General features: G+C 69.5%; 24 protein-coding genes and 1 riboswitch. Of the genes, 10 read left to right on the top strand and 14 right to left on the bottom strand.

The annotated features are described in order from the left end of the window. Positions 1-95: 95 nt before the first annotated feature. Positions 96-2,048 carry an acyl-CoA dehydrogenase gene (locus AB0L97_RS31520; protein WP_364436680.1) on the top strand — a complete coding sequence of 651 codons (1,953 nt, stop codon included), beginning with the start codon at positions 96-98 and terminating at the stop codon, positions 2,046-2,048. Positions 2,049-2,079: 31 nt separating this feature from the next. On the opposite strand, the gene AB0L97_RS31515 is transcribed toward AB0L97_RS31520, so the two are convergent. The 3 genes from AB0L97_RS31515 to AB0L97_RS31505 form a co-directional block, all read right to left on the bottom strand. Further along, a complete protein-coding gene (locus tag AB0L97_RS31515) occupies positions 2,080-2,976 on the bottom strand; it encodes a nuclease-related domain-containing protein (RefSeq protein WP_364436677.1) in 897 nt (298 codons plus the stop codon). Positions 2,977-3,091: 115 nt separating this feature from the next. After that, a complete protein-coding gene (locus tag AB0L97_RS31510; protein WP_364436674.1) occupies positions 3,092-4,489 on the bottom strand; it encodes a DUF2252 domain-containing protein in 1,398 nt (465 codons plus the stop codon). A gap of 50 nt (positions 4,490-4,539) precedes the next feature. Next, entirely contained in the window at positions 4,540-6,234 is a 1,695-nt protein-coding gene (locus AB0L97_RS31505) for a GMC family oxidoreductase (protein ID WP_364436671.1), read from the bottom strand. A gap of 219 nt (positions 6,235-6,453) precedes the next feature. Here AB0L97_RS31505 and AB0L97_RS31500 point away from each other — a divergent pair, with 219 nt between their 5' ends. The 8 genes from AB0L97_RS31500 to gcvP all read left to right on the top strand — a co-directional run bounded on the left by AB0L97_RS31500 (position 6,454) and on the right by gcvP (position 15,053). Next, the gene (locus AB0L97_RS31500) at positions 6,454-7,047 is read left to right on the top strand and encodes a CDP-alcohol phosphatidyltransferase family protein (RefSeq protein ID WP_355078550.1); all 594 of its coding nucleotides are present in this window, start codon (positions 6,454-6,456) and stop codon (positions 7,045-7,047) included. A 42-nt stretch (positions 7,048-7,089) separates the two neighbouring features. Next, positions 7,090-7,488 carry a glycine cleavage system protein GcvH gene (gene gcvH, locus AB0L97_RS31495; RefSeq protein ID WP_355078501.1) on the top strand — a complete coding sequence of 133 codons (399 nt, stop codon included), beginning with the start codon at positions 7,090-7,092 and terminating at the stop codon, positions 7,486-7,488. A 168-nt stretch (positions 7,489-7,656) separates the two neighbouring features. Beyond that, the gene (locus tag AB0L97_RS31490) at positions 7,657-8,142 is read left to right on the top strand and encodes an FHA domain-containing protein (RefSeq protein ID WP_043690204.1); all 486 of its coding nucleotides are present in this window, start codon (positions 7,657-7,659) and stop codon (positions 8,140-8,142) included. A gap of 93 nt (positions 8,143-8,235) precedes the next feature. Then, positions 8,236-9,039, top strand: coding sequence for a MerR family transcriptional regulator (locus AB0L97_RS31485; RefSeq protein WP_364436709.1), 804 nt, complete (start codon positions 8,236-8,238; stop codon positions 9,037-9,039). 159 nt (positions 9,040-9,198) lie between these two features. Continuing rightward, positions 9,199-9,672: a bifunctional nuclease family protein gene (locus AB0L97_RS31480; protein WP_039797829.1), complete on the top strand. Its 474-nt coding sequence runs from the start codon at positions 9,199-9,201 to the stop codon at positions 9,670-9,672. Between the two features lie 187 nt (positions 9,673-9,859). Further along, complete coding sequence (locus AB0L97_RS31475) at positions 9,860-10,417, top strand: MerR family transcriptional regulator (RefSeq protein WP_067811025.1); 558 nt, start codon at positions 9,860-9,862, stop codon at positions 10,415-10,417. 112 nt (positions 10,418-10,529) lie between these two features. Further along, positions 10,530-11,882: a M14 family zinc carboxypeptidase gene (locus tag AB0L97_RS31470; protein ID WP_364436664.1), complete on the top strand. Its 1,353-nt coding sequence runs from the start codon at positions 10,530-10,532 to the stop codon at positions 11,880-11,882. A 102-nt stretch (positions 11,883-11,984) separates the two neighbouring features. Beyond that, positions 11,985-12,085: riboswitch (glycine riboswitch) on the top strand. Between the two features lie 157 nt (positions 12,086-12,242). Continuing rightward, positions 12,243-15,053 (top strand): aminomethyl-transferring glycine dehydrogenase, encoded by a 2,811-nt coding sequence (gene gcvP, locus AB0L97_RS31465; protein ID WP_364436661.1) that lies wholly within the window; start codon positions 12,243-12,245, stop codon positions 15,051-15,053. Between the two features lie 25 nt (positions 15,054-15,078). On the opposite strand, the gene AB0L97_RS31460 is transcribed toward gcvP, so the two are convergent. From AB0L97_RS31460 to AB0L97_RS31425, 8 genes are all read right to left on the bottom strand, one after another. Next, positions 15,079-15,561, bottom strand: a complete 483-nt coding sequence (locus AB0L97_RS31460) for an SRPBCC family protein (protein WP_356968600.1) — start codon at positions 15,559-15,561, stop codon at positions 15,079-15,081. Next, entirely contained in the window at positions 15,558-15,899 is a 342-nt protein-coding gene (locus AB0L97_RS31455) for a metalloregulator ArsR/SmtB family transcription factor (RefSeq protein WP_364436657.1), read from the bottom strand. Before AB0L97_RS31455 ends, AB0L97_RS31460 begins: the two co-directional genes overlap by 4 nt. A 77-nt stretch (positions 15,900-15,976) precedes the next feature. Continuing rightward, entirely contained in the window at positions 15,977-17,581 is a 1,605-nt protein-coding gene (locus tag AB0L97_RS31450; RefSeq protein ID WP_364436654.1) for a VWA domain-containing protein, read from the bottom strand. Between the two features lie 178 nt (positions 17,582-17,759). Next, a complete protein-coding gene (locus tag AB0L97_RS31445) occupies positions 17,760-18,032 on the bottom strand; it encodes a WhiB family transcriptional regulator (protein ID WP_355078495.1) in 273 nt (90 codons plus the stop codon). A 28-nt stretch (positions 18,033-18,060) separates the two neighbouring features. Then, a complete protein-coding gene (locus AB0L97_RS31440; RefSeq protein ID WP_355078494.1) occupies positions 18,061-18,603 on the bottom strand; it encodes an HNH endonuclease in 543 nt (180 codons plus the stop codon). Between the two features lie 54 nt (positions 18,604-18,657). Beyond that, positions 18,658-18,885 (bottom strand): hypothetical protein, encoded by a 228-nt coding sequence (locus AB0L97_RS31435; RefSeq protein ID WP_355078493.1) that lies wholly within the window; start codon positions 18,883-18,885, stop codon positions 18,658-18,660. 34 nt (positions 18,886-18,919) lie between these two features. Then, positions 18,920-19,456 carry a DM13 domain-containing protein gene (locus tag AB0L97_RS31430; RefSeq protein ID WP_355078492.1) on the bottom strand — a complete coding sequence of 179 codons (537 nt, stop codon included), beginning with the start codon at positions 19,454-19,456 and terminating at the stop codon, positions 18,920-18,922. Between the two features lie 80 nt (positions 19,457-19,536). Further along, positions 19,537-20,676: an acyl-CoA dehydrogenase family protein gene (locus AB0L97_RS31425; RefSeq protein ID WP_364436647.1), complete on the bottom strand. Its 1,140-nt coding sequence runs from the start codon at positions 20,674-20,676 to the stop codon at positions 19,537-19,539. 89 nt (positions 20,677-20,765) lie between these two features. On the opposite strand from AB0L97_RS31425, the gene AB0L97_RS31420 reads away from it, so the two are divergent. Then, complete coding sequence (locus AB0L97_RS31420) at positions 20,766-21,464, top strand: helix-turn-helix domain-containing protein (protein WP_364436644.1); 699 nt, start codon at positions 20,766-20,768, stop codon at positions 21,462-21,464. Positions 21,465-21,670: 206 nt separating this feature from the next. Here AB0L97_RS31420 and AB0L97_RS31415 read toward each other — a convergent pair whose 3' ends face one another. Genes AB0L97_RS31415 through AB0L97_RS31405 form a run of 3 tightly spaced genes read right to left on the bottom strand, consistent with a single transcriptional unit; the run spans position 21,671 to position 24,092 of the window. Further along, the gene (locus AB0L97_RS31415; protein WP_355078488.1) at positions 21,671-22,309 is read right to left on the bottom strand and encodes a TetR/AcrR family transcriptional regulator; all 639 of its coding nucleotides are present in this window, start codon (positions 22,307-22,309) and stop codon (positions 21,671-21,673) included. Further along, positions 22,306-23,355, bottom strand: a complete 1,050-nt coding sequence (locus tag AB0L97_RS31410) for an alcohol dehydrogenase catalytic domain-containing protein (RefSeq protein WP_364436640.1) — start codon at positions 23,353-23,355, stop codon at positions 22,306-22,308. Before AB0L97_RS31410 ends, AB0L97_RS31415 begins: the two co-directional genes overlap by 4 nt. Continuing rightward, complete coding sequence (locus AB0L97_RS31405; RefSeq protein WP_364436637.1) at positions 23,352-24,092, bottom strand: SDR family oxidoreductase; 741 nt, start codon at positions 24,090-24,092, stop codon at positions 23,352-23,354. Before AB0L97_RS31405 ends, AB0L97_RS31410 begins: the two co-directional genes overlap by 4 nt. Positions 24,093-24,249 lie beyond the last annotated feature (157 nt).

The following is a 24,249-nucleotide window of genomic DNA, read 5'->3' as shown; positions in this document are numbered from 1 at the left end:
GTATATTAAACAGTTGTTCAACGGTCTAGCAAGACCTGTCGCCGACTTGTCGCGCATCACGGTTTGCCGCCCGTGTACCGGGCTATCGTCGAGACATGACTAGCGGCACGGCAACGACGGCGGACCACCTACGCGCGGCACTCGACGGCCCTTGGGCGGCCGTCCGGGACGAAGCCAGGACCCTGCTGTCCGGCGAGGAGTTCACCGCCGATCCCTACCAGGACTACAAGGCAGCCCGGGCGCGTGTGCTCGAGCAGATGAAGGCGATCTCCACGATGGGGTTCGCCGAGCGCGGCTTCCGCCGGGAGAACGGCGGTACCAGTGAGCCGGGCGCGGCGGTGGTCGGCCTGGAGATGCTCGCGTACGCGGATCTGTCGTTGTGGGTGAAATCGGGCGTGCAGTGGGGTCTTTTCGGCGGCGCCGTGGAGAATCTCGGCACCGAACGGCACCGGGAGTTCATCGAGCGCTTGATCTCGCTGGATCTGCTCGGCTGCTTCGCGATGACCGAGTCCGGGCACGGCAGCGACGTCGCGAACCTGGAGACCACGGCGACCTACGACCCGCAGACCCAAGAGTTCGTGGTGCACTCGCCGACGCCGTCGGCGCGCAAGGACTACATCGGGGGCGCGGCCGAACACGCCAGGATGGCCGCGGTCTTCGCGCAGCTGATCACGCAGGGCGAGAACAAGGGCGTGCATTGCCTGCTGGTGCCCATCCGCGACGAGAACGGCGCCGACCTGCCCGGCGTGACCACTTATGACGACGGCCTCAAGGGCGGCCTGCCCGGCGTGGACAACGGGCGCATCGTCTTCGATCACGTGCGCGTGCCCCGGGAGAACCTGCTCAACCGCTACGCCGACGTCGCCCCCGACGGCACCTACAGCTCCGAAATCGACAACCCCAGCCGCCGGTTCTTCACCACGCTCGGCACCCTGGTGCGCGGCCGGGTGAGCGTCGGCGGCGCCGCGGCGGCGGGCGCGCGCGTCGCCTTGAGCATCGCGGTGCGCTACGCGCTGCTGCGCCGCCAGTTCTCCGACCCGGACACCGGGGTGGAAACCGTGCTGCTGGACTACCGCAGCCACCAGCGCCGTCTGCTGCCGCTGGTCGCGAAGTCGTATGCGCTCGCGTTCGCGCAGAACGACCTGGTGCGGCGGATGCACCTGGTGCAGACCGGCCAGAATCTCGAGCCGGGCGCACAGCGCGCACTGGAGAAGCGCGCGGCAGGCCTCAAGGTCGCGCAGACCAACCACGCCACCCGCGCCATCCAGGAGTGCCGCGAAGCGTGCGGCGGCGCGGGTTATCTCACGGAGAATCGGCTGGTGACCTTGAAGGCCGACACCGACGTGTTCACCACCTTCGAAGGTGACAACGTGGTGCTCACCCAGTTGGTGGCCAAGGAACTGCTCACCGCCTACGCCGACGAGGTGCGCGACCTGGACGCCCTGGGCTGGGTGCGCTTCGCCGCGACCATGGCCGGTGACGTGGTGCGCAAGCGTTCGGGCGTGCGCCAGCTGATCCAGACCCTCCGTGACCGCGGCGACGATTCCATCGATGAGGGCGATCTGTCCCGCCGGGCGGTGCAACTGCAATTGTTCGCCGACCGTGAGGACTACCTGGTCCGCACCGCGGCGCACCGGCTGCGCGCCAGGGCCGAGGAGACCGGCCCGTTCGAGGCGTTCAACAATGCCCAAGACCACATCCTGGCAGCGGGCTCGGCGCACATCGACCGGCTGGTGCTGGAGGCGTTCATCGAGGGGATCTCCGACATCGAGGACCCGGCCGCGCGTGAACTCGCCGACTGGATGTGCGACCTGTTCGTCTACTCCACCATCGAGGAGAACCAGGCCTGGTACATCATGCACCGGTTCATGTCGGTGGACCGGGCGAAGACGGTGCGCCGCGGCGTCAACGAACTGGTCGACCGGCTGCGTCCGCACGCTTCGACCCTGGTCGAGGCCATGGGCGTGCCGGAGCGGATGCTGCGCGCGGCCATGCTCGACGACGCGAGCGTCTTCCAGCGGGACCAGCCGATCTCGGCGTCGTCCTAGCGGCCGGGCGGTCGCACCCGTCGGCGGCCGCTCAGCCCGGTCCGTACGCCGTGAGCGCGGTGACCACGAACCACACGATCCAGACGAAGGCGACGATCATGCCGATGGCCAGGACGGTGCGCATCACCGCGCGCCCGAAGTCGAGGTCGCCGGACTCGCGTGGATACAGCTTCCACGGGCTGTACCAGGGCGCCCGGATGACGAATGCGGACGCCTGCGCTTCCCGCTCGGCCTGCGCGAGTTCCTCCGCGTAGGCCTCGGCCTGCGCCTGGTTGGGCCCACCGTGCCAGAGCGTGATGTCGATCGGGCCGAGAAAGCCCTCGTTGAGCAGTTCCTGCGGCGCGGGCAGGTAGGGCAGGATGCCGAGACCGCGGAACGCGACGGCGACGTCGTTGGCCGTCCAGAGGAACTTCTCCTCCGTGGCGAGCGAGTCGAAGTAGTGCCGCAGCCGGCCCGGGTCGTCGCCGATGATCACGTCGAAACTCGGATCGGCCCACCGCTGTTCGAGTCGCAACTGGGCGCCCGACAGCGGGACGAGCAGCGCGACGCCGTGCACGACCCGCTGCCCGAGGCCGCGGGCAGCCAGCCATTCCTGCAACGCGAAAGTGTGCTCGCGGGATTTGTCCAGCGGCGTGCTGCGGTCGCGGCTCTCCATCGCCACCGGCTCGCCGTTGATCGTCCACTCGCCGTTGAGCGGGACCTCCAGCACGCCATCCTGGCGGGCGACCAGTGCATCGGCCTCGATCACCACGCAGCTGGTCGGGGTCCAGACCACGGCGTCGAATTGGTGCAGCCGATCCTTGTGGAACAAGCTGCAGGTGATCGTCGCGACACCGTGCGGACTCCCCGGGTCCTTCCAGGTGCGCAGCCAATCGATCAGCACCCGCTCGGCATTGGTACCTGCGGCGTTCTGGACTCGCACGAGCATTGGCGGCCACCCTTCACGTCGACACTCGACAGTGGACAGGATACGAGGTGCCGCAACGGATTCGCCGCGCCCGTGCCGACGGACGGCGTGTCGGGCGCGAGGCACTGCGGCCGGGCTACTCCGGTTCCTCGGCGTCGATCCGGCCCGCACGCACGGCCCCGGCCAGTTCGGCGTGGTCGGCTTCGGTGCGGTCGGCGTAACGCACCGCGAACGCGGCGACCGCGTCGTCGAAGCGTTCGTCGCCGTCCAGATATCCCGACAGCAAGCGCGGATCCAGCGACCGGGAATGGGCCCTGGCCAGCAGCGCGCCCGCCAGCCGCCCGTAGTCGTCGAGGTCGTCCGCGGGCAACTCGGCGGGATCGATGCCGCCCTTCATATTGCGGAATTGCCGGACGATGAACGGCATTTCGACGCCGTCGCCGACCGGGTCGAGGGACGTCCACCCGAGCAGGAGATCCGACTCGGACTGAACAAGCCTGGCGCCTCGCACGATTCGCTCACCCTCGTGCCGTACGGCGGCCGTCGGCAGGAACGGGGCGAGCGCCGCTGCCGCGGCCTGCTTCACTTGCAGGACCAGCGCCTCGCCGTCGTTGCCGTGCAGCAGCGCGAGATAGCTGCGCAGCCCGACGCTGCCGGTCCCGACGATCCGGAACGCGATGTCGGACACGGCGAACCGGGCCAGGAGATTGCGCAGCGACTCGGGCAAGGTGTCGGCATAGCGCTCCAGCCCGCCGATCACCGCCTCCGCGACGCGCTCGTCCACCGCGGTCAGAATCGGCGGATCGCTGACGAAGCGGTGCTTGCGGATACCGGTCTGGTGGTCCTCGAGGTGCTCGGTCCACTTGGCCACCACCTTGGCGCTGGTGTTCTTGCGCGCCTTCTTGGCCGCCTTCTTGAAGTCGTCGAGCAGGTCGTCGGCCTCGGCCCTGGCGAGCACCGACTCGTCGGGCAGCGCGGACCAGGACGCCATGAACGGCATCGCGGCCAGATCCGCCACGGCCAGGCGGTAAGAACGGGCGGCGTCGCGCGCGGCGGTGCGGCACTCGTCCTCGTCGGCGCCCGCCTCCCGCCCGGCCAGTACCAGGCTGGCCGCGAGGCGCTCCAGATCCCACTCCCACGGACCGGGCACAGTCTCGTCGAAATCATTGATGTCCATGATGATCTCGCCGCGCGCGGTGCCGTACAGGCCGAAGTTGGCCGCGTGCGCGTCACCGCACAGCTGGGCGGTGAGCCCACTGTCCGGGCCACCTGCCAGATCGGCCGCCATCAACCCCGCCGCGCCCCGATAGAAGGTGAACGGCGAGGCGATCATCCGCCCGATCCGCAGCGGTATGAGGTGCTCCAGCCTGCCCGCATTGCTCATCGCGACGAAATCGAACACGCTCGGACGCCGTACTCCGGTGGCCGCCCGATCCCTTGCGCTGACCGGAACCCGCTCACGCAACGCGCGTCCGCGGGCGCGCACCTCCTCCGCGGGCACGTAGGAGCGCAGATCGATACCACTGTCTGACACAACGGATCACGCTAGCCTCCAGCGACCGTTCATGCCGCGTGGTGTCGGCCTCACTTCACCTGGGTGCGGGGCGACGCGGGCTCGATCGGCAACCGCAGCGCGCCCGGCGCCTCGGCGGGCACCGCCGGTCGCGTCGGCGGCACCGGAGCGATCCGCCGGTAGGCCGACCCCAGTTCCGGCCGCGGGTCGGGTTCGTCGCGGTTGGGCCAGAACGCCATCGCGCGCTCGGCTTGCGCGGTGATCGTCAGCGACGGGTTCACGCCGAGATTGGCGGTCACCGCCGAGCCGTCCGCCACGTGCAGGCCGGGATGACCGTAGACCCGCTGGTAGGGGTCGACCACGCCGCTGCGCGGGCTCTCGCCGATCACGCATCCGCCGATGTAGTGGGCCGTGGCCGGGATGTCGAACACGTCCATGATCAGCCCGTGGGTGTCGCCGTCGACCTTGGCGCCGAACCGTCTGCCGATGTCGTGGGCCAGGGGGATCCAGGTCGGGTTCGGCTCGCCGGTGCCCTGCCTGGTGCGCAGCCGCCCGCGCCGGCGGAACGAGGTCAGCGAGTTGTCCAGCGACTGCATGATCAGCAGGATCACCGACTTCTCCGAGGCGTGCCGTGCGTTCAGGCTGCGCAGGAACACCAGCGGGTGCAGCAGGATCGCCAGCAGGAAGCGCAGGAAGCGGAACGCGCCGCCGTCCACGATCGGCACCGACATCGGGAACAGCGCGTTCTGACCCTTGCCGTAGTGACACACCTCGACGTGGGTGTCGGGCTCCGGGTGGATCGATGAGGTGATCGCGATGCCCTCGGCGAAGTCGCGGCGGGCGCGGCTGACCACGTTGAGGATGGCCTCGGAGTTGCTCCGGGTCAGTTCGCCGAGCCGGGGCGACAGGTGCGGCAGCACGCCGTCGTCCCGCATCTCGAGCAGCAGCTTCTGGGTGCCGAGCGCGGCGCCGGCGAACACCACCTGCTCGGCGGTGAAGGTTCTGCGCTGCTTGCGGATCCAGCGGCCGGACCGCTCGGTGTCGACGGCGTATCCGCCGCCGGGCAGCGGCCGCACGGCGGTGGCCGTGGTCAGCGGGTGAACCTGCGCACCGGCCTGTTCGGCCAGGTAGAGATAGTTCGTGGTGGTGGTGTTCTTGGCGTTGTGCGGGCACCCGGTGAAGCAGCGCGCGCAGTGCACGCAGCCGTTGCGGCGGGGACCCGCGCCGCCGAAGTAGGGATCGTCGACCTCCGTGCCCGGATCGCTCTCGTTGAAGAACACGCCGACATCGGTCGGATGGTAGGTGTCGGCCACACCGAGGTCCTCGGCGATCTCCCGGATCACCTCGTCGGCCGGGGTCGTGCGCGGGTTGGGCGCGACGCCGAGCATGCGCTTGGCCTGGTCGTAGTACGGCGCCAGTTCCGCGCGCCAGTCGGTGATGTGCGCCCACTGCCGGTCGGTGTAGAAGTTCGGCAGGGGCTCGTACAGCGTGTTCCCGTAGATCAGCGAGCCGCCGCCGACCCCGGCGCCGGAGAACACGGCGCACTTGCCGAGCAGACTGATCCGCTGCGGACCGGTGAGGCCCAGGCGCGGCGCCCAGATCGATTTGCGCACATTCCAGTTCGTGCGCGGGATGTCCTCGGCGTTCCATCGGCGGCCTGCCTCGAGCACCCCGACGCGGTAACCCTTCTCGGTGAGCCGCAGGGCGCTGACGCTGCCGCCGAAGCCGGAGCCGATCACCACCACGTCGTAGTCGAATGCGGACATGACTTCCTCTCGCTCACCGGCCACATAGTGAGAAATATTCCAAATCATTCTGTCACCGTCGCGCTGTGGCGGAAACCATCCTCGCACGGGCATGCCGCGTCGATATCCGGAAAATTCGGCCCGCGAAGATGGCGAGGAACGGGGTCGGTGGGGTATGCACGGGGCGTGACAACCGAATCGGGCACAGCCCAACCGGAGGAACGCGCCGCCGACGGCGGAGTGCGGGGAGTCTTCGCCGACCGCATCCTGACCGTGCCGAACGTGCTGAGCGTGCTGCGCCTGTTGGGCGTCCCGCTGTTCCTGTGGTTGCTGCTGATCGAGCGGGCCGATGGCTGGGCGTTCGCCCTGCTGGTCGTCAGCGGCGTCACCGACTTCCTGGACGGCAAACTCGCCCGGCTGCTGGGGCAGTCCTCACGGCTGGGAGCACTGCTGGATCCGTTCGTCGACCGGCTCTATCTGGTCGCCACGCTGGCGGCTTTCGTGATCCGCGGCCTGATCCCGTGGTGGGTCGCGGCGATCCTGGTCGGCCGCGACCTCGTGCTGACCGCGACGTTGTCGGTGTACAAGCGCCGCGACCTGCCCCCGCCGGAGGTGATCTACCTGGGCAAGGCGGCCACCTTCGCGCTGATGTCCGCGCTGCCCTGGCTGCTGGCGGGGCAGATGGACTGGGCTGCCGCCGGTTTCGGGCGCGCCTTCGGCGGGGCACTACTGATCTGGGGCACCGCGGTCTACGTCTGGACCGGCGTGCTGTACACCGGCAAAGCCATCGCGGTCGCAAGAGCGATACCGGCTGTGGGGCATCGGACGGCGTAGCCGATAGAGTTTGCGTGCAACGTTCAAACGAAAGGACGGCCTGTGACCCAGACCCCCGAGGATCTGCGCTACACCGAGGAGCACGAGTGGGTACGCCGGATCGCGCCGACCCGGGTGCGGGTGGGCATCACCGACTACGCCCAGTCTCAACTCGGTGACGTTGTGTTCGTGCAGCTGCCCGAGGCGGACGCGGAGGTGGTCGCCGCGGACAGCATCGCGGAGGTGGAGTCGACCAAGAGCGTGTCCGACATCTACGCGCCGCTGAGCGCGAAAGTCGTTGCGGTGAACGACTTGCTGAACTCGGAGCCGGAGACGTTGAACGCCGATCCCTACGGTGACGGATGGCTGTTCGAGTTGGAGGTGGGCGATGCGGCGAGTCTCGACGCGACGCTCGGTGAACTGCTGGATGCCGCAGGTTATCAAGGAGTTATCGGGGGCTGAAGCAGCCTTCCCAGTTCTACCTGCACGGGTGCGGCCCGGCAGGGTACGGTCAATGCCAACAGATGCACCCGGCGGCTGTGCCGGGAATCTAGTGACTCGACGGCAGGTCGTGGTACCAGAGGTATCACCTGCTTGCAGGGATAATCAGGTTCGAGGAGGAGAGAAACGGTGAGCGAGAACAAAGACCCGGGTTACGGGGAGACCGCGGCCGAGACGACGTCGGTCTTCCGCGCGGATTTCCTGAACGAGGTCGACGCGTCGCGCTCCGGAGAGCCGACCGGCGAACAGCCGGTCCAAGGGGTCGAGGGTCTGCCCGTGGGCGCGGCCCTTCTGGTCGTCAAGCGCGGCCCGAACGCGGGCTCGCGGTTCCTGCTGGATCAGCCGACCACGTCGGCGGGGCGCCACCCCGACAGTGACATCTTTCTCGACGACGTCACCGTCAGCCGTCGGCACGCCGAGTTCCGTCAGGACGACGATTCCTTCCAGGTCGTCGACGTGGGCAGCCTGAACGGCACGTATGTGAACCGGGAGCCGGTGGACTCCTCCGAACTGCAGAACGGTGACGAGGTCCAGATCGGCAAGTTCCGGCTGGTGTTCCTCACCGGACCGCGCGCCCAGGTGACCGACTCGTCGGCGGGCGCGGGGAGTCTATGACGGCGTCGGTGCCGGGTCGCGCACTCATGAAAGGCTCGGAGTCATGAAGGACCTGGCGCTGTGACCGGTGCGGCGCAGTGGGCACGCGGAGGGATGTCGATCGGCTCCGTGCTCGACCTGCTGCGCCCCGACTTTCCCGACGTCACCATCTCCAAGATCCGCTTCCTGGAAGCGGAGGGCCTGATCCGGCCGGAGCGGACGCCTTCGGGCTACCGCAGGTTCTCCGTGGCGGATGTGGAACGGCTCCGGTTCGTATTGACCGCGCAGCGCGATCAATACCTCCCGCTGAAGGTGATCAAGGAGCAGCTCGAGGCAATCGATAGCGGTGCGGCGACGCTCGGTGTGCGGGAAGCCCGCGCCCGAGCGCACTCCGTCCGCCCTGGTGCGCCGGAGTCCGGGCGCGGCACGCCCGATGCGGAACCGGCCGTGGGTGCTTCCGAACGTGGCGTGCGCCCGGTGGCCGCGCCTCGTAGGCTCGGCGTCGTGCCGAGCGAGATCTCCCCGGATGATCTGCGGTTCGATCACGAAATCCGGGTCACCCGGGCCGATCTGCTCGACCAGGCCGGGATCGAGGAGAAGTTCCTGGGCGACCTCATCCGGGCCAATCTGATCACACCCGGCCCGGCGGGGTACTTCGACGCGGACGCGGTCACGCTGGCCAAGACCGCGCGGGCGATGGCCGAATTCGGTTTGGAGGCACGGCATCTGCGTGCGTTCAAGCTTGCCGCCGACCGGGAGGCCGCGCTCGTGGCGCAGATCGTCGCCCCGATCGCGAAGAGCCGGGACGCGGGTGCGCGCGCCCGCGCGGAAGAGACGGTGCGTGAACTGGCCGCGCTGTCGCTGACCCTGCACACCTGTCTGGTCAAGTCCTCGGTCCGGGGCTCGCTCGGGGGCTGACCCCCCGAGGGGCCACGGTCCGTAGGTTCCGGCGAACGGACACCCTGATTTCTGCTGTGCAGACGGATCGCTGGACCGGTGCGGGTTCGCCTAGACTCGTGGTACGGCGAGCTCTGCGGCGGTCATGCCGGGCCGGCGGCGAGTATGGGAGGCAGTGCGATGAGCGAAATGCGCGTGATCGGCATCCGTGTCGAGCAGCCACAGAACCAGCCCGTGCTGTTGCTCCGCGAAGTGGCGGGCGACCGGTATCTGCCGATCTGGATCGGGCAAGCCGAGGCGACGGCGATCGTCCTCGAGCAGGAGGGGGTGACCCCGATCCGCCCGCTGACTCACGACCTGATCAAGATCCTGATCACCGAGCTGGGGCACACATTGAAGGAAGTGCGGATCGTCGATCTGCAGGAGGGCACCTTCTACGCGGATCTCGTCTTCGAGAACGATCTGCGGATTTCGGCGCGGCCATCGGATTCGATTGCGATCGCCTTGCGGGTGGGTTGCCCGATCCATGCCGAGGAGTCGGTTCTCGAGGAAGCCGGTCTCGTCATGCCGGACGAGCGCGAGGACGAGGTGGAGAAGTTCAAGGAATTCCTGGAGTCGGTGTCTCCCGACGACTTCAAGGCGACCGATAGCTGAAGTAGAGGTCGAGACTTTCCCCGCGCGTCGCGTTTGGCTCGATGACGCCGCGGGCTGGACAATCGTGGGGAGTAATCTCGACAGTTGGGCCACGACCGTTTCGGCCGAATCCGCACCGATTCGGTCGGTGACGGCGCCGGGTCATCGATGAGGCTGGGAATGCGTCGGCGAAGCAAGGGAGTGGTCAGTGGCAGAGCAATCGCAGGATGTGGTACAGCCAGGACTGTTCCCCGACGACTCGGTACCTGACGACATGGTCGGCTATCGCGTTCCCAGTGCGTGTCAGGTAGCCGGAATCACCTACCGGCAGCTCGACTACTGGGCGCGCACCGGTTTGGTGGTGCCTTCCATCCGGAGCGCCGCGGGTTCGGGCAGCCAGCGGCTGTACTCGTTCAAGGACATCCTGGTCCTGAAGATCGTCAAGCGGCTGCTCGACGCGGGCATCTCGCTGCAGAACATCCGGATCGCCGTCGATCATCTGCGCAGCCGCGGCGTGCAGGACCTGGCGGGAATCACCCTCTTCTCCGACGGCACCTCGGTGTACGAGTGCACGTCGGCCGAGGAGGTCGTCGATTTACTGCAGGGCGGGCAGGGTGTGTTCGGGATCGCCGTGAGCGGCGCCATGCGCGAGCTGACCGGCGCCATCGCGAACTTCCCCGCGGAGCGCGCGTCGGCGATCACCGAGCGTCCGGAGGACGAGCTGTCGTTCCGTCGTAAGGCGCGGATGAACCGCAAGACGGGCTAGGATTCGCACAACGCTTTCACGGCCGGGCAAGGCGTGCAGCCTCCCCGGCCGTGGTGCGTGACAGCGCCGTCGGTGGCGGGCAAGGGCCGGGGCGGCAGCGAGAGGGGGCGCGGTGCAGGCACGCGATATCACCGGGCTCGTCGGGCCGATCGAGCGGATCGACGCGTTTCCGACCGTCGACGAACTGAATGCCTTCGCCGACGCTCTCGCGGCCGGTCATCCGGACCGGATCTCGATCACCGAGCTAGGACGTTCGCGCGGCGGTGACCCGATTCGGGAGGTGACGGTCGGATCCGGCGACCGGCATATCTTGGTCTTCGGCAATCCGCATCCGAACGAGCCCATCGGCATGGCCACGATTCGCCATCTGCTCGGCCGGATGGCCGCGGACGAGACGGTGACCGTGGGCGCCACGTGGCATTTCCTGCTGTGCGTAGATCCGGACGGAACGCGGTTGAACGAGGGGTGGTTCGCCGGACCGCACACCAGAACCGGCGTCGCCCGCGGCTTCTACCGGCCGCCCGCGGCCGAACAACCGGAATGGTGTTTCCCCACCGAATGGCGCGGCCGGCGCGTCGGGGTGCCGCTGCCGGAGACGAAGGCGATGATGGCGCTGATCGACCGCACGCGGCCCGCGCTGATCGCCTCCCTGCACAACGCGGAGTTCGGCGGCGGCTTCTTCTACACCTCTGGCGGTGATCCCGGGTACTGGTCGGCGTTGACCGCAGGCCTCTCCGCCGCCGGCGTGCCGATCTACCAGGGCGAACCCGACGCGCCGGGCGCCCGCACGCTCGCTCCGGGAGTCTTCGAGCTGCCGCTGTTCGAGGCGATGGCGGATCTGCTCGCGGCCCAGGGCCTCGACTCGGTCACCGCGCTGGGCGGGGGCGGCTGCCGGGACTACGCCGCGCGCTACGGCACGGCGATCCTGGTCTGCGAATTGCCGCTCTGGGTGGACCCGCGGATCGGCGACGGTTCGGCGGGCGACCGAGTGCTGGGCGACCTGCTCGACGCTACCGCCGCCGACTACCGGGCCATGGCCGAGGTCGCCTCCGAGGTGCTCGCTCGCGTCGACGGCACATTGAGCGGTCGCAGTCCGTTCGAGCGGTCGGTGCGTGCGCTGGTCGCCGGGCTGCCGGGTCTCGCCGTGAGCAGACAGTCGGTGCCGCAACGAAATCGGATCGCGACCCGGGGCGAGATCTTCGTCGAGCAGTACGACTGGACCGCGATGCTGCGCCTGCGGCTGGGCGGCATGCTACTGCGCCTGCTGGAGGACGAATACGCGCTCGGCGGCGGTACGGCGCTGGCCGCCGAGCGCGACCGGTTCGCCGCGGTATTCGATCAATGGTGCACCGACGTGGAGCAGAACGCACCCGGTGTCGCGGTGCCGTTGGCCCGTCTGGTGGGCGTCCAAGCGAAGTCGATCGTGCTGGCGGCTGCGCGGCTGCGCGCCGGACTCGCCATCTGACGGGTGATGCCCGCTCGGTCCCCCGAGTGACCAGAACGACACGGTGCGCGCGGGGTCCGGTGGCGCGCTCCGGCGTGTCGTCGGCTTAGACTGACGGTGCGTCGCCGCCGTGCGGGAGAGCCTCGGTCCGGAAACGAGTCCGAGCGCCGAAGGAGCAGCACCTCCCCGTCAATCTCTCAGGCAAAAAGGACCGTGCGGGCTTCGACGCCTCTGGAAAGCGGCGGCTTCGAGCCGCCCGCCCATGGGGAAAGGGTCTCGGCCACCGGTCGCGGGACCCGAATCTCTCAGGCGCCACGACAGAGGGGGAGGGCCGGTACCCGTCGACCGCCTGGTCGACCCCGCCCGACCTTGGGAGCTGTTGTGACTCGCTCGTTCGCCGACCGCCATATCGGACCCGACCGGGAGGAACTGGCCCGGATCCTGGACGTCGTCGGCGTGTCGTCGCTGGACGAGCTGGCTGCCGTCGCGCTGCCCGCGAGCATCCTGGACGGCGACGGCCTGGCCGGGCTGCCCGCGGCGGGCTCCGAGCACGAGGTGCTCGCCGAACTCGCCGAACTCGCCGGGACCAACACCGTGGCCACCTCGATGATCGGGCTGGGTTACTACGACACGCTGACCCCGCCGGTGCTGGTGCGCAACCTGCTGGAGAATCCGGCCTGGTACACCGCCTACACGCCCTATCAACCCGAGATCAGCCAGGGCAGGCTCGAGGCGCTGCTCAACTTCCAGACCATGGTGTCGGAGCTGACCGGCATGGACGTCGCCAACGCGTCGATGCTGGACGAGGCCACCGCGGCCGCCGAGGCCATGACACTGCTGCGCCGGGCGGGCCGATCGAAGTCCGCACGCCTGATCATCGACCGCGACCTGTTCCCGCAGACCAGAACGGTGCTCTACACTCGGGCCGAGCCGCTGGGCCTGGAGATCGTGGAGGCGGACCTGTCCGCCGGAGAGCTGCCCGACGGAGAGTTCTTCGGTGTGCTGGCGCAGACTCCCGGGGCTTCCGGTCGCGTCGTGGACCTGACCGAGTTGATCGCCGCGGCACACGATCGGGGCGCGTTGGTCGCGGTCGGGGCCGATCTGCTGGCGATGACGCTGATCACGCCGCCCGGTGAGCAGGGCGCCGACGTATGCTTCGGCACCACTCAGCGCTTCGGTGTCCCGCTCGGTTTCGGCGGCCCGCACGCCGGATACCTCGCGGTGCGGCAAGCGCAGGCCCGCCAGCTGCCCGGCCGCCTGGTCGGCGTCTCGGTGGACGCGGACGGCGCCGTCGCCTACCGGCTCGCCTTACAGACCCGCGAGCAGCACATCCGCCGGGAGAAGGCGACCTCCAACATCTGCACAGCACAGGTGCTGCTGGCCGTCGTGGCCGCGATGTACGCCTCCTACCACGGTGCCCAAGGGCTGCGGGCGATCGCCCGCCGGGTGCACGCGCACGCCGCGGCGATCGCGGCCGGGCTGGACGGCGCGGTGGTGCACGACAGCTTCTTCGACACGGTGCTCGCGCACGTGCCCGGCGGCGCGGAAGCCGTTGTGGCGAAAGCGAAGTCGCGCGGCATCAATCTGCGCCTGGTGGACGCCGACCACGTCGGCATCGCCTGCGACGAGGCGACCACCGACGCGCATGTCGCGGCCGTGCTCGAATCCTTCGGCACCGCGGTGTCGTCCGAGCCGGGGGCGCCCGCGCCGGTCGCGGCGATCGAGAGCCGGACCTCGGAGTTCCTGGCGCACGCCGCGTTCACGAAGTACCGGACCGAGACGGCGATGCTGCGGTATCTGCGCGCACTGTCCGACAAGGACATCGCGTTGGACCGCAGCATGATTCCGCTCGGCTCCTGCACCATGAAGCTCAACGCCACCGCGGAGATGGAGGCCATCACCTGGCCCGGTTTCGCGCGCGTGCATCCCTACGCGCCGGTCGAGGACGCGCCCGGCCTGCTGCGGGTGGTGGCGGACCTGGAACGGTGGCTGTCGGACATCACCGGCTACGACTCGGTGAGCTTGCAGCCGAACGCGGGCAGCCAGGGCGAGTACGCGGGGCTGCTGGCGATCCGGCGCTACCACCTCGATCGCGGCGACACCCACCGCGACACCTGTCTCATCCCGTCCAGCGCGCACGGCACCAACGCGGCGTCGGCGGCCATGGCCGGGCTGCGCGTGGAGGTGGTGAAGTGTCGCGCCAACGGCGACGTCGACCTCGACGACCTGCGCGCCAAGATCGCCGATCACGCCGATCGCCTGGCCTGCATCATGATCACCTACCCGTCCACGCACGGCGTCTACGAGCACGAGGTCGCCGAATTGTGCGCGCTGGTGCACGACGCGGGCGGTCAGGTCTACGTGGACGGCGCGAACCTGAACGCCCTGGTCGGCCTCGCCCGGCCGGGCCGGTTCGGCGGCGACGTGAGCCACCTGAATCTGCACAAGACGTTCTGCATCCCGCACGGCGGCGGCGGTCCCGGCGTCGGTCCGGTCGCGGTGCGCGCGCACCTGGCGCGGTATCTGCCCGGCGACCCGCTGGAAGCGGGGTCGCACGCGGTGTCGGCCGCGAAGTACGGCTCCGCCTCCATGCTGCCGATCACCTGGGCCTACATCCGCATGATGGGCGCCGATGGGCTGCGCCGCGCCACGCTGTCGGCGATCGCTTCGGCCAACTACATCGCGCGGCGGCTGGACGAGTACTTCCCGGTGCTCTACACCGGCGAGCGCGGCATGGTGGCGCACGAGTGCATCCTGGACCTGCGCGAGATCACCAAGCGAACCGGCGTCACCGTCGACGATGTGGCAAAACGCTTGGCGGACTATGGGTTCCACGCGCCGACCATGAGCTTTCCGGTGGCCGGTACGTTGATGGTGGAGCCCACCGAGAGCGAGAACCTCGCCGAGCTGGACGATTTCATCGAGGCGATGATCGCGATCCGCGCGGAGATCGCCCAGGTCGCCGCGGGCGTGTGGCCGGTGACCGACAACCCGCTGCGTGGGGCGCCGCACACCGCGGCGTCGCTGGTGGGGGAGTGGGAACACCCCTACAGCCGGGAAGTCGCCGTGTATCCCCGAGGTCTCGGGCATGCCAGGGCGAAGGTGTGGCCGCCGGTGCGCCGGATCGACGGCGCCTATGGCGACCGGAACCTGGTTTGCGCCTGTCCACCGCTGGAGGCGTACGCGGACTGACCGCCGGTCCGGTCGCGTATCGACCTCACCGCGTGGCGGCCACTTTTGCATAGGTGTTCGCCAGGTCCGGCCAACCACCCGGACTACCCACGGCGTCGTGCATGGACTCCCAGCCCGGTCCGTGCTTATCGAAACCGGAGTGCACCAGCGTGACGGCGGTGCGGTCGGGAGCGACCGCCGAGAAGGTGACATCGACGCGGCTGGCCCGCTCCGGATCGGTTTCGTGCTTCCAGTCCAGGCCGATCGCCCAGGAGAACGCGAAGTGGGTCGGCGGCTGCCACACCAGCACGGTGCCCCATGGACATTCGGTGCCGTCGTCCTCGCGACCGAGGCAACGGCCGCCCACGCGCGGCTCGATCACCTCCTCGGCGAGCCGGCCCGCGCCGATATGGTGCTCGCGCGGCCACCAGCTGTCGATGCCGGTGGTGAACACGTCGTAGGCGGTCTCGATGGGTGCGTCGACGACGAGTTCGACGCGTACGTCCTTGTCGCTGGCCTGCTGTGTCATGACTGCTCCTGGTCGGTAGCTGGTTCTTCGGCGGCCCTCCGGCCTGCTTCGTCCTGGAAAGCCGACATCGCGGTGGTCCAGAACCGCGTGAAGTACACGCGCAGCGCGTCGATACCGGTGGGATTCAAGCGGTACACCCGGCGGGTGCCGACCGCCTCGTGGGTCACCAATCCGGCCTGTTCCAGCACCCTGAGGTGCTGCGATACCGCGGGCCTGCTCACCGGCAGATCCGCGGCCAGCTGCCCTACCGCGCACGGCCCCTTGCCGAGGCGCTCGAAGATCGCCCGCCTCGTCGGGTCACCCAGCGCGGACAGCGCCGCATCTCGGTAAGTCCCCACGAACCGTAAGTTTAGACTTACCAATAGCGGCTGTCTATAGCGCGAGGCGGCGGTTCTGTCTTCGCGCGGGCGGCGCGCTACGGCGTGGTGAGCGCCTGGACGACCGCGGAGCCGAAACCGATGTCGTCGGAGGTGGCCAGGCGGGTGTAGTTCCCGCCGGTCTGCCGCGCCAGGGCCTGGAGGGTCTGGGTGCCGCTGCCGCCGACCACGATGACGTCGACGCGCACCGGCCGGGTGCGGTCGGTCGCCGCGGCGATGTCCGCGGCCAGTTGGGTGCCGGTGACCGTGGAATCGTCGTCGGGTCCGTCGGTGATCAGCAGCACCGAATTGGTGCGGCCCGGCGTGTACCCGGCGACGGCGCTCTTGTACGCCGCGATCAGCGACGGGTAAGCCTGATCCGACCGGCTCTCGCTCGGGCGCACCGCGGTCAGCGCGGTGCCGATCTTCGTGCGCTGGTCGGTGGTCAGCGGGGCGGTGGCGGCGGCCACCCGGTACGGAGTAGTGCCGTCGAGGTTCTTGCCGAAGGTCCACACGCCGAGTCCGAACTCCGGCGGCATGACCGTCATCGTGGAATTCAGCGCGGCCAGAACGTTCGCCAGACGCGTCGTGGCGCCCTCCGCCGTCCCCATCGACGCCGACACGTCGACCAGGACGGTGGAGCGCACGCCGAGTACCGGATTCGCCAGCGTGGCGCGGACCTTGTCGAGCGCGCCACGGGGCGGGACGGCGGCCGCGGTCTGCGGCGCGGCGGCGAATCCCGCCGTGACGAAGGCCTGCGCCTGCTCGGGCTTGCGTAGATAGTCGGTGAACCGTCCGGCGATGAGATTCTGCGTCTTGTCCACCCACGCGCCGGACATCAACGCGGCCGGGTAATCGGCCACGAGTGCGGACCCGGCGGGGCGGAACGCCACGACGCCGGGCAGACCCTTCAGTTGCTGCTCGGTAGCGGCTATCGCGTGCATGGGCGCGTCCTGCGCCGTGAGCTCGGTCAGCGCGGCCGTGGTGTCGGACGCCTCGGGAGCGTCGGCGGCGAGCCCGGAGATCGCGGCGACCACCTGACCGGACTGCGCCGCCTGCTCGCTGAGCGGTTCCGCGCCCGAGACCGCGGAGCCGACCGCCGTGGCCGCGGCGAGCGTGGCGTCACCCGCGGGCAGGGCCATCCGTAGCCCGCCCCATCCGTTCAGGCCTACATCGGCGAGCGAGCCCTGCTGCAGCCGCGGCAGGTCGGCCCAGGACACGTCGGCCTGCTCCAGCGCACGACGCAGGTCCTCGGGCATCGCGAGCACGATCGGGCTGGTGGCGATGGGTACCGGCGTGCCCTCGATCAGGCCGGGCACCCGCATGGACTCGATGGAACGGGTCGAATCGGCGATCCACAGCGCCGGCTGCGGGCCGAGCGCCTTGTCCCATGGTTTGCCGCTGGTGAACGCGGCGACGACGGCCGCGGACGGCTGTGCGGTCACCTCGACCCGCGCGCAGTGGTCGCGTACTTTCGGCCGGGTGGCGTTGTAGCTGTCCGCGGCGGCCCGCACCTGCGCGGCGATGCCGGGATCGGCCGTCACGGAGAGTGTCGCGGGCCCCTCGACGCATTCGGCCGCCGCCGCACTGTCCTGGTTCGCCGCGCGATCGCGCAGCTGGAACCAGACGACGACGATCGCGGCCAGTAACGCAACGACGACCACTGCGATAACCGGACCTTTGCTGACGCCCCGGGATCTGGTTGCGCTGCGATGAGTGCCCACGCGGTCAGTGTATGGTCAGCGGCGCCGAACGAAGTCGGCGAGGCTCCCCGATACCGGCGCGGGTGCGCGCGGTCGTGTTGGCCCGCCGCCGTGCCGCACGGCACGACGGCGGGACCGCTCAGTGGCGGATCACCCGTCCGCGGTCGAACTCGTGCCCGCCCCAGACGCCGGATTGCCCGGTGCGCGCGGCGAAGTCACCGCAGGCATCCCGGATCGGGCAGCGCGCGCAGACTTCCCGGGCGTAGTCGAAGTCCTGTGACGGGTACGGGAACCAGGCTTCGTGGTTCGGGTCGCCGCGGCAGGCCGCCCGGTGCCACCCTCGGGAATCCGAGAGCGGGAGCAGGTCGGCCAGGGTCGGCTCCGCGACGGCGGTGGTCTCGGCGCTCGTCATCGCGATCTTCTCCTTTCTCGGCTCGTGGTCAGGTCGCGGCGAGTTGCTTCCAGATCCGGCGCTGCTGCCGGATCCGATGGGTAGGGGCCTTCGGCTCCCAGAGCAGGCGCATGCCCGCCTCCTCCGGGGTGCGGTCCGCCTTGGCCGTGTTGCACGGCGCACAGCAGGCCACGAGGTTGCCCCAGGTGTTCGGGCCGCCCCTCGACCGCGGCCGGATGTGGTCCACGGTGCGCGCCCACCCGGCGCAGTAGCCGCACCGGTTCCGGTCGCGACGCAGCACGCCCGCCAGGGTTGCCCTGCTCTCGTCGTGCACCAGCACGGCGTGCTCGAGGTAGACGTAGCGCAGCAATCGAATGGTCTGTGGCAGAGCGATTTCCACGTGCCGTGACCGGATCGGGAAGTGCGGCCTGCGGTCGGCCACGGTCTCCGCGGCGCCGGCGACCAGCAGCACGACGGCCCGGTCGGCTTTGATCTCGTCGAGCGCCTCGTAGGAGGCGTTCAGGACGAGTACCCCGCTGTGTATCCAGTTGTCTGCGGTTGTCGCCTGATCGGCGGCACGGCGGAACGTCATGGGAATCACCATGTTTCGTGCGAATTCGAGCGAAGGAGGAGAGCGATGCGGCGATCAGCCGAGGATCTGGAGGCGGCTGTCGACCGGTTCGCCGCGCCGTGCGCGCAACGGCCTGCCGATCGCGTCGCCCGCGGCCGACGATCGCGCCGCGAGGGTATTCATTCGCTTCGTCGTCTCCGGAATCACTGCCGCCCCTCCTCTCCACTGCTCGGCGGCCACCTCGAGGTGGTGGCCGGTGTCGAAACACATGGTGGCACAGCGCACCCGCCGTTGTCGGGTCATTTTTCGGCGGTGCTACGGAGGGTGATCCCGGCGGTCAGGCCGGTCGCAGTTCGGCGGCGCCGAAGGAGACGTTGAACCGGTCGCACCAGATCGCGACGCTGGTCAACCGGGCCAGGTCGGCGTCGGCGGGGATGGGGTAGTTCTGGTTGCCCTGGTTGCCTTTGAGCCTGCCCAGGTCGGTGTGACTGCCGTCGTCGAAGACGAACCACCCGTCGCGGCCTTCGCGCACCGGCGCGTCGGTGAGCCAGACGTGCAGGTCGGGGCCGTCGGAGGTGTCGAGGTCTTCCAGTCTCAGCACTCTGCTGCCGTCGGCCAGTCGCAGGACCGCGACGGTGCCCGCGGTGGCGTGCTCGTGCGAGATGAACCTGCCCCGGGCGATGGTGCGCGGCTGGGCTTCGGTCCCGCCCGGACCGGGCGCCGGGGATGCCGACGGCGCGGCCTCCTGCACGGTGGTGTCGGTGAACAGCCGCCATGGCTGGAAAACGGCCAGTCCCGCGCCCAGACCCACGATCAGCAACGCCACGACGGCCCAGGTGATCGGCGATCGAGCGATGCCCCGTGCGGACGCCATGGATTCTCCTCGGAGTGTTCAGGGAAACTCGCCCCCATCCGATTATGGGGGCGAGCGGGGGGTGGCGTCGACGGAGAACGTCATCCGATCGGGGAGTGTCCGAGCAGGACGTGGCCCGTGAAGTGGGTCTGCTTGGCCCGCGGCAGCGGGTGGAACAGGCAGCCGTGCACGTCGCGGTAGCGCATCTCCAGCTCGCAGTCGCGCGAATAGCCGAGTCCGCCAACGGTTTCGATGGCCAGGCGCACGGTGTGCACGAGTGCGTCCGCCGCGGCGGTCTTACGGCTGAGCGTCCGGCTCGCGTACTGATCGGTGTTGGCGAAGTGCAGGTTCTCCGATCCGGTGAACATGGCGTCGACGAGGTCGCCCGCGGTGGTGTGCGCGGTGGCCATCTCGCCGGCCAATTGGACGGTCGGCGCGTCGGCCCGCCCGGCGGCGAGCGTGGTCGCGATATCGACCGCGCCGTCGGCGATACCGAGGTAGGCCGCCATGACCAGCGGCATCGCCGCGCCGATCACGACGTTCAGCAACGGCGGCCACACCGATGCCGGGCGGGTCAGCGATACCGCCGCGTCGGGCACGAACACATCGTCGAGCACCACGGTGTGCGAACCGCTCGCCCGTAAACCCAAAGTGTCCCAGGTCTTCTCGATCCGTACGCCGTCGGCGGTGAACGGGATGGCGCAGTGCAGCACCTGCGGGCCGTCGGGTGCGTCATCCCAGCGCACGCTGGTCACCAGGACGGTGCCCGCCTCGCATCCGCTGGCAGGCGCTTTGCGCGCGTGCACCCGGTAGCCGCCGTCGACCCGCTCGGCGCGGCCGTTGGAGCCGACCCAGTCCGATGCTCCGGTGCTGACCAGGATCGCACCCGCGACCACCTTGGCGAACAGTGGTGCGGCATCGATGCCGTGGTTGTGCCGCCACACCTTGGCGGCGACCAGGTGGGTGTGCATCGCGAAGGCGACCGCGGTGGAGGGGTCGTGGCGGCCCAGCTCGCGCAGGATCGCGCCCATCTCGCGGTGGGTGACCCCGCCGCCGCCGAACTCGGCGGGGACGAGCGCCGCGGACAGTCCGCTCTCGCGCAGGAGATCGAACGCGGCGAGAGAGATCTCGCCGGAGTGGTCGCGGGCGGCGACCTCGGGATGAAGAGCCTCGCCGACGCGGCGTGCGCTGGCGATCCAGTCGGTTGTGGTGTCGGTGGGGGCAGGAGCTGTAGTGGTCATGTTTCGAAGTTAGGAACGGCCGCGATAACCGGATAGTGCAGAAAGTGGACCGCCCCGGTCCAGAACCGAGACCGCGTTCGCGAGGTGCCATGACGATTTCGACGCCGAGTTACGGCCAGTACTGCCCGATCTCCCGGGCACTCGACGTGGTGGGCGAGCGCTGGTCACTGCTGATCCTGCGCGACCTGCTGCTGGGCACCACCCGGTTCAACGACCTCGCGCGCGGACTGCCCGGCCTGTCGCGCAGCCTGCTGGCCAAACGCCTGCGGCAGTTCGAGCGAGCCGGGCTCGTGGAGAAACTGGTCGGCGAGTACCTGCTCACCGACGCCGGGCGGGAACTGGAGCCCATCCTGTTCGGCCTCGGCGAATGGGGTGCGCGCTGGACCTTCGGCACGCCGCGCGAGGACGAGCGTGACCCCGCTCTGCTGGTGTGGTGGATGCACACCAGGGTCGACACCTCGTCGTTCCCGGGCCGTCGCCACGTGCTGCACGTGCGTTTCACCGACGACCTGCGCCGATTCTGGATCGTGATCGAGGCGGGGGTGCCCTCGGTGTGCGAATCCGATCCCGGCTATCCCGTTGACGTCGCGATCAGCTCCGATGTCGCCTCGCTGTACCAGGTGTGGCTGGGGCGGCTGCCGCTGGCGCACGCGCTGCGGACGGGCCGGGTGGCGTTCACCGGCACGCCCGCGCTCACCTGCCGGATGCCCTCGGTGCTGCGGCTCAGCCCCGTCGCCGGGTACGCGGACACGTCGCACCCGGACGCCGCCACTCAGCGCGCATCCTGAACTCCGGCGGCCTGCTCAGAGATTCCCGCCGATGCGCTCGAGGCGCTGGGCCACCAGTTCGCGGGCCTTCTCGCGCAGCGCGGCCGGTACCCGCTCGGATACACCGGGTCGCCCGGGGCGTAGTTCTTCTTCGGTGCGGACGAACTCCGCGGCCGAGTCCAGCTTCCGCCGGTGCTCCGGGTTGGCCTCGAAATCCCAAGCCCCGGTCAGCCTTTCGTGTCCCGCGCGGTGCCGGTCACCACGCCGTCGAGCAAAGTGGTCGCGAGGATGTCGGCTATCTCGCCGGGGGAGCGGCCGCCGTGCGGGCGGTACCAGAACGACACCGTGTTCAACATGCCGAGCACGCTGTTGGTGACCACGTGGTCGTCGGTGCGCAACAGCCCCTCGGCGTGACCGGCGTCGATGACGCGTTGCCAGCACTGCTGCACCCGGTCGCGCAGGTCTTGCAGTTGCGCGGCGCGCTCGCCGGTGAGCGCGCCGACGTCGCGTAGCTGGATGGCCACCTCGCGCTGATGCCGCACGATCAGCCGCACGTGACTGTCGATCAGCTTGCGCAGCTTGGCGACCGGATCGCCGGGCCCGTCGGCGATCTGTTCGGCCTCGGTCAACATGAGCTGCGTGTAGTCGCGCAGGATCTGCCAGAGCAGCTCTTCTTTGGAACCGATGTGGTAGTACAGAGCGCCGCGCTGCACGTCGGCGCGCTCGCCGACCTCGGCCACACCGGTGCCGTGGAAGCCCCGTTCGGCGAACAGGTCGATCGCGGCCCGCACGATCCGCGCCCTGGTGTCGCTCGCGGTCGATTCGGCCGCGGGCGGACGGCCCCGCCTACGGGACGGTGCGGTCATTTCGACGGGTCCAGCACGATCTTGCCCACCCCGTCGGCCCGCTCGGCGAACATCCGGTAGGCGGCGGACCCGTCGGACATCGGAAGGTGGTGGGTGACCACCGCCTCGGGCCGCAGCCTGCCGCCCGCGGTTAGCTTCAGCAGCGCGGGCAGTTCGTACTGGATCGAACACAGCCCGATGTGGAATTCGAGGTCCTTCACCTGCGCCGCCATCATGTGGAACGGGTAGGCGCGGTTGTGGCTCACGCCGATCACACTGACCCGGCCGCCGTGCCCGACGGCGCTGATCGCCAGCTTGATGGTTTCGTCGGCCCCGACCGCCTCGATCGCGACATCCGCTCCGCCGCGCAGCGTTTCGCGGATCGCCTGCTTCGGATCGTCCGATTCGACCGGCTCAGCGCCGAGCTCGGCGGCGCGCTTGCGGCGTTCGGCCAGCAGGTCGACGCCGAGTACCCGCGCCGCGCCCATCGCGAACGCGGACTGGACCGCCATGAGACCGACCGGGCCGAGCCCGATCACCACCACGGTGTCGCCCGGCGCGATCCGGGCGCGCCGGGCTCCGTACCACGCGGTGGGCGCGTTGTCGGTGAGCACGACGGCGGCGGTGTCGCTCACCTCGTCGGGCAACTTCGCCAGATTGCCCGCGGCGTGCGGGACGGCGAGCAACTCGGCCTGGCATCCGGCCAGTGCGCCGCCGAGCCCGTAGCAGGCATCCACCGGCAACGGATGGCGAGCGCACGCGGTGACGATCCCGGCTCGGCACTGCGCGCAGCTGTCGCAGCCGGCAGAGGCGGCGACCAGCACGCGGTCGCCGACGGAGAATCCTCGGGTGTACGGCCCCACTTCCACGATCTCGCCGACCGCTTCGTGCCCGACGCCGTAACCGGCGCCAGCGACGAATCCGTGTCCAGCGTAGATGTGCAGATCGCTGCCGCAGATGCCCGCCGCGGTGACCCGGACGATCGCGCCGTCGGGGCCGGGCAGCGCGGGATCGGGCCGGTCGCCGTAGGAGATCTGTCGCGGTCCGTCATAAGCCAGCGCCTTCATCGCCATCCTCCGTCGATCGGGAGGGTGGCGCCGGTGCAGAACGCCGAGGCCTCGGTGGCGAAGAACAGCGCCGCACCGACGATCTCCTCCGGCCTGCCGACCCGGCGCAGGGCATTGTGTCTGGTGAGTTCCGCGCGCAGCTCGTCCGGCCACGCCGTGGCGATGTCGGTTTCGAAAGGCCCGCACTGGATGGTGTTGACCCGCACGTTCGGCGCGAACGTCTGGGCCAGCCCTCCGGTCAGTGCGTTGAGACCGGCCTTGGCCGCCGAATAGGGGACCGCGAAGGGTTCCGGCCGGATCGCCTCGATCGAGGAGACGTTGATGATCGAGCCGCCGCCGTCGGCGGCCATCCGGCTGCCGATCAGAGCGGACAACCGGAACGGTCCTTTGAGGTTCACGCCGATGACCTTGTCGAACAGCGCCTCGGTGACCTGGTCCAGGCTGGGGTACAGCGGCGAGAGGCCCGCGTTGTTGACCAGCACGTCCACCCGGCCGAATGTGTCGTAGACAGTCTGCACCAGGGCGTCGCACTGCGACCAGTCGCTGACGTTGCAGGCCACCGGCAGGGCGCGGCGGCCGAACCGCTCGGTCACCTCATCCGCCAGCGCGGCGCAGCCGTCCAGCTTGCGGCTTGCGATCACCACGTCCGCGCCCGCTTCGGCGAACGCGAGCACCATCTGTTTGCCCAGCCCCCGGCTTCCCCCGGTGACGACAACGACCTTGTCGGTGAGTGGCACCTTGACTCCTGCATCTCCGAAAATGTTCCGATCAGTACATTAAATCCGGCGCGCGTTACGATCAAGGGGCTGTCCGGCCGACCGCCGACGGCTCACGACCCGCCGGGCGCAACGAACAGCTCACCTCGGCGTGGCGACGGATTCGGGCACAGGCATG

It is taken from the genome of Nocardia sp. NPDC051911 (assembly GCF_040681035.1).
Lineage (GTDB): Bacteria > Actinomycetota > Actinomycetes > Mycobacteriales > Mycobacteriaceae > Nocardia > Nocardia sichangensis.
Note: the sequence above shows the minus strand (reverse complement) of the source record. Positions and strands in the feature narration are given on the sequence as shown.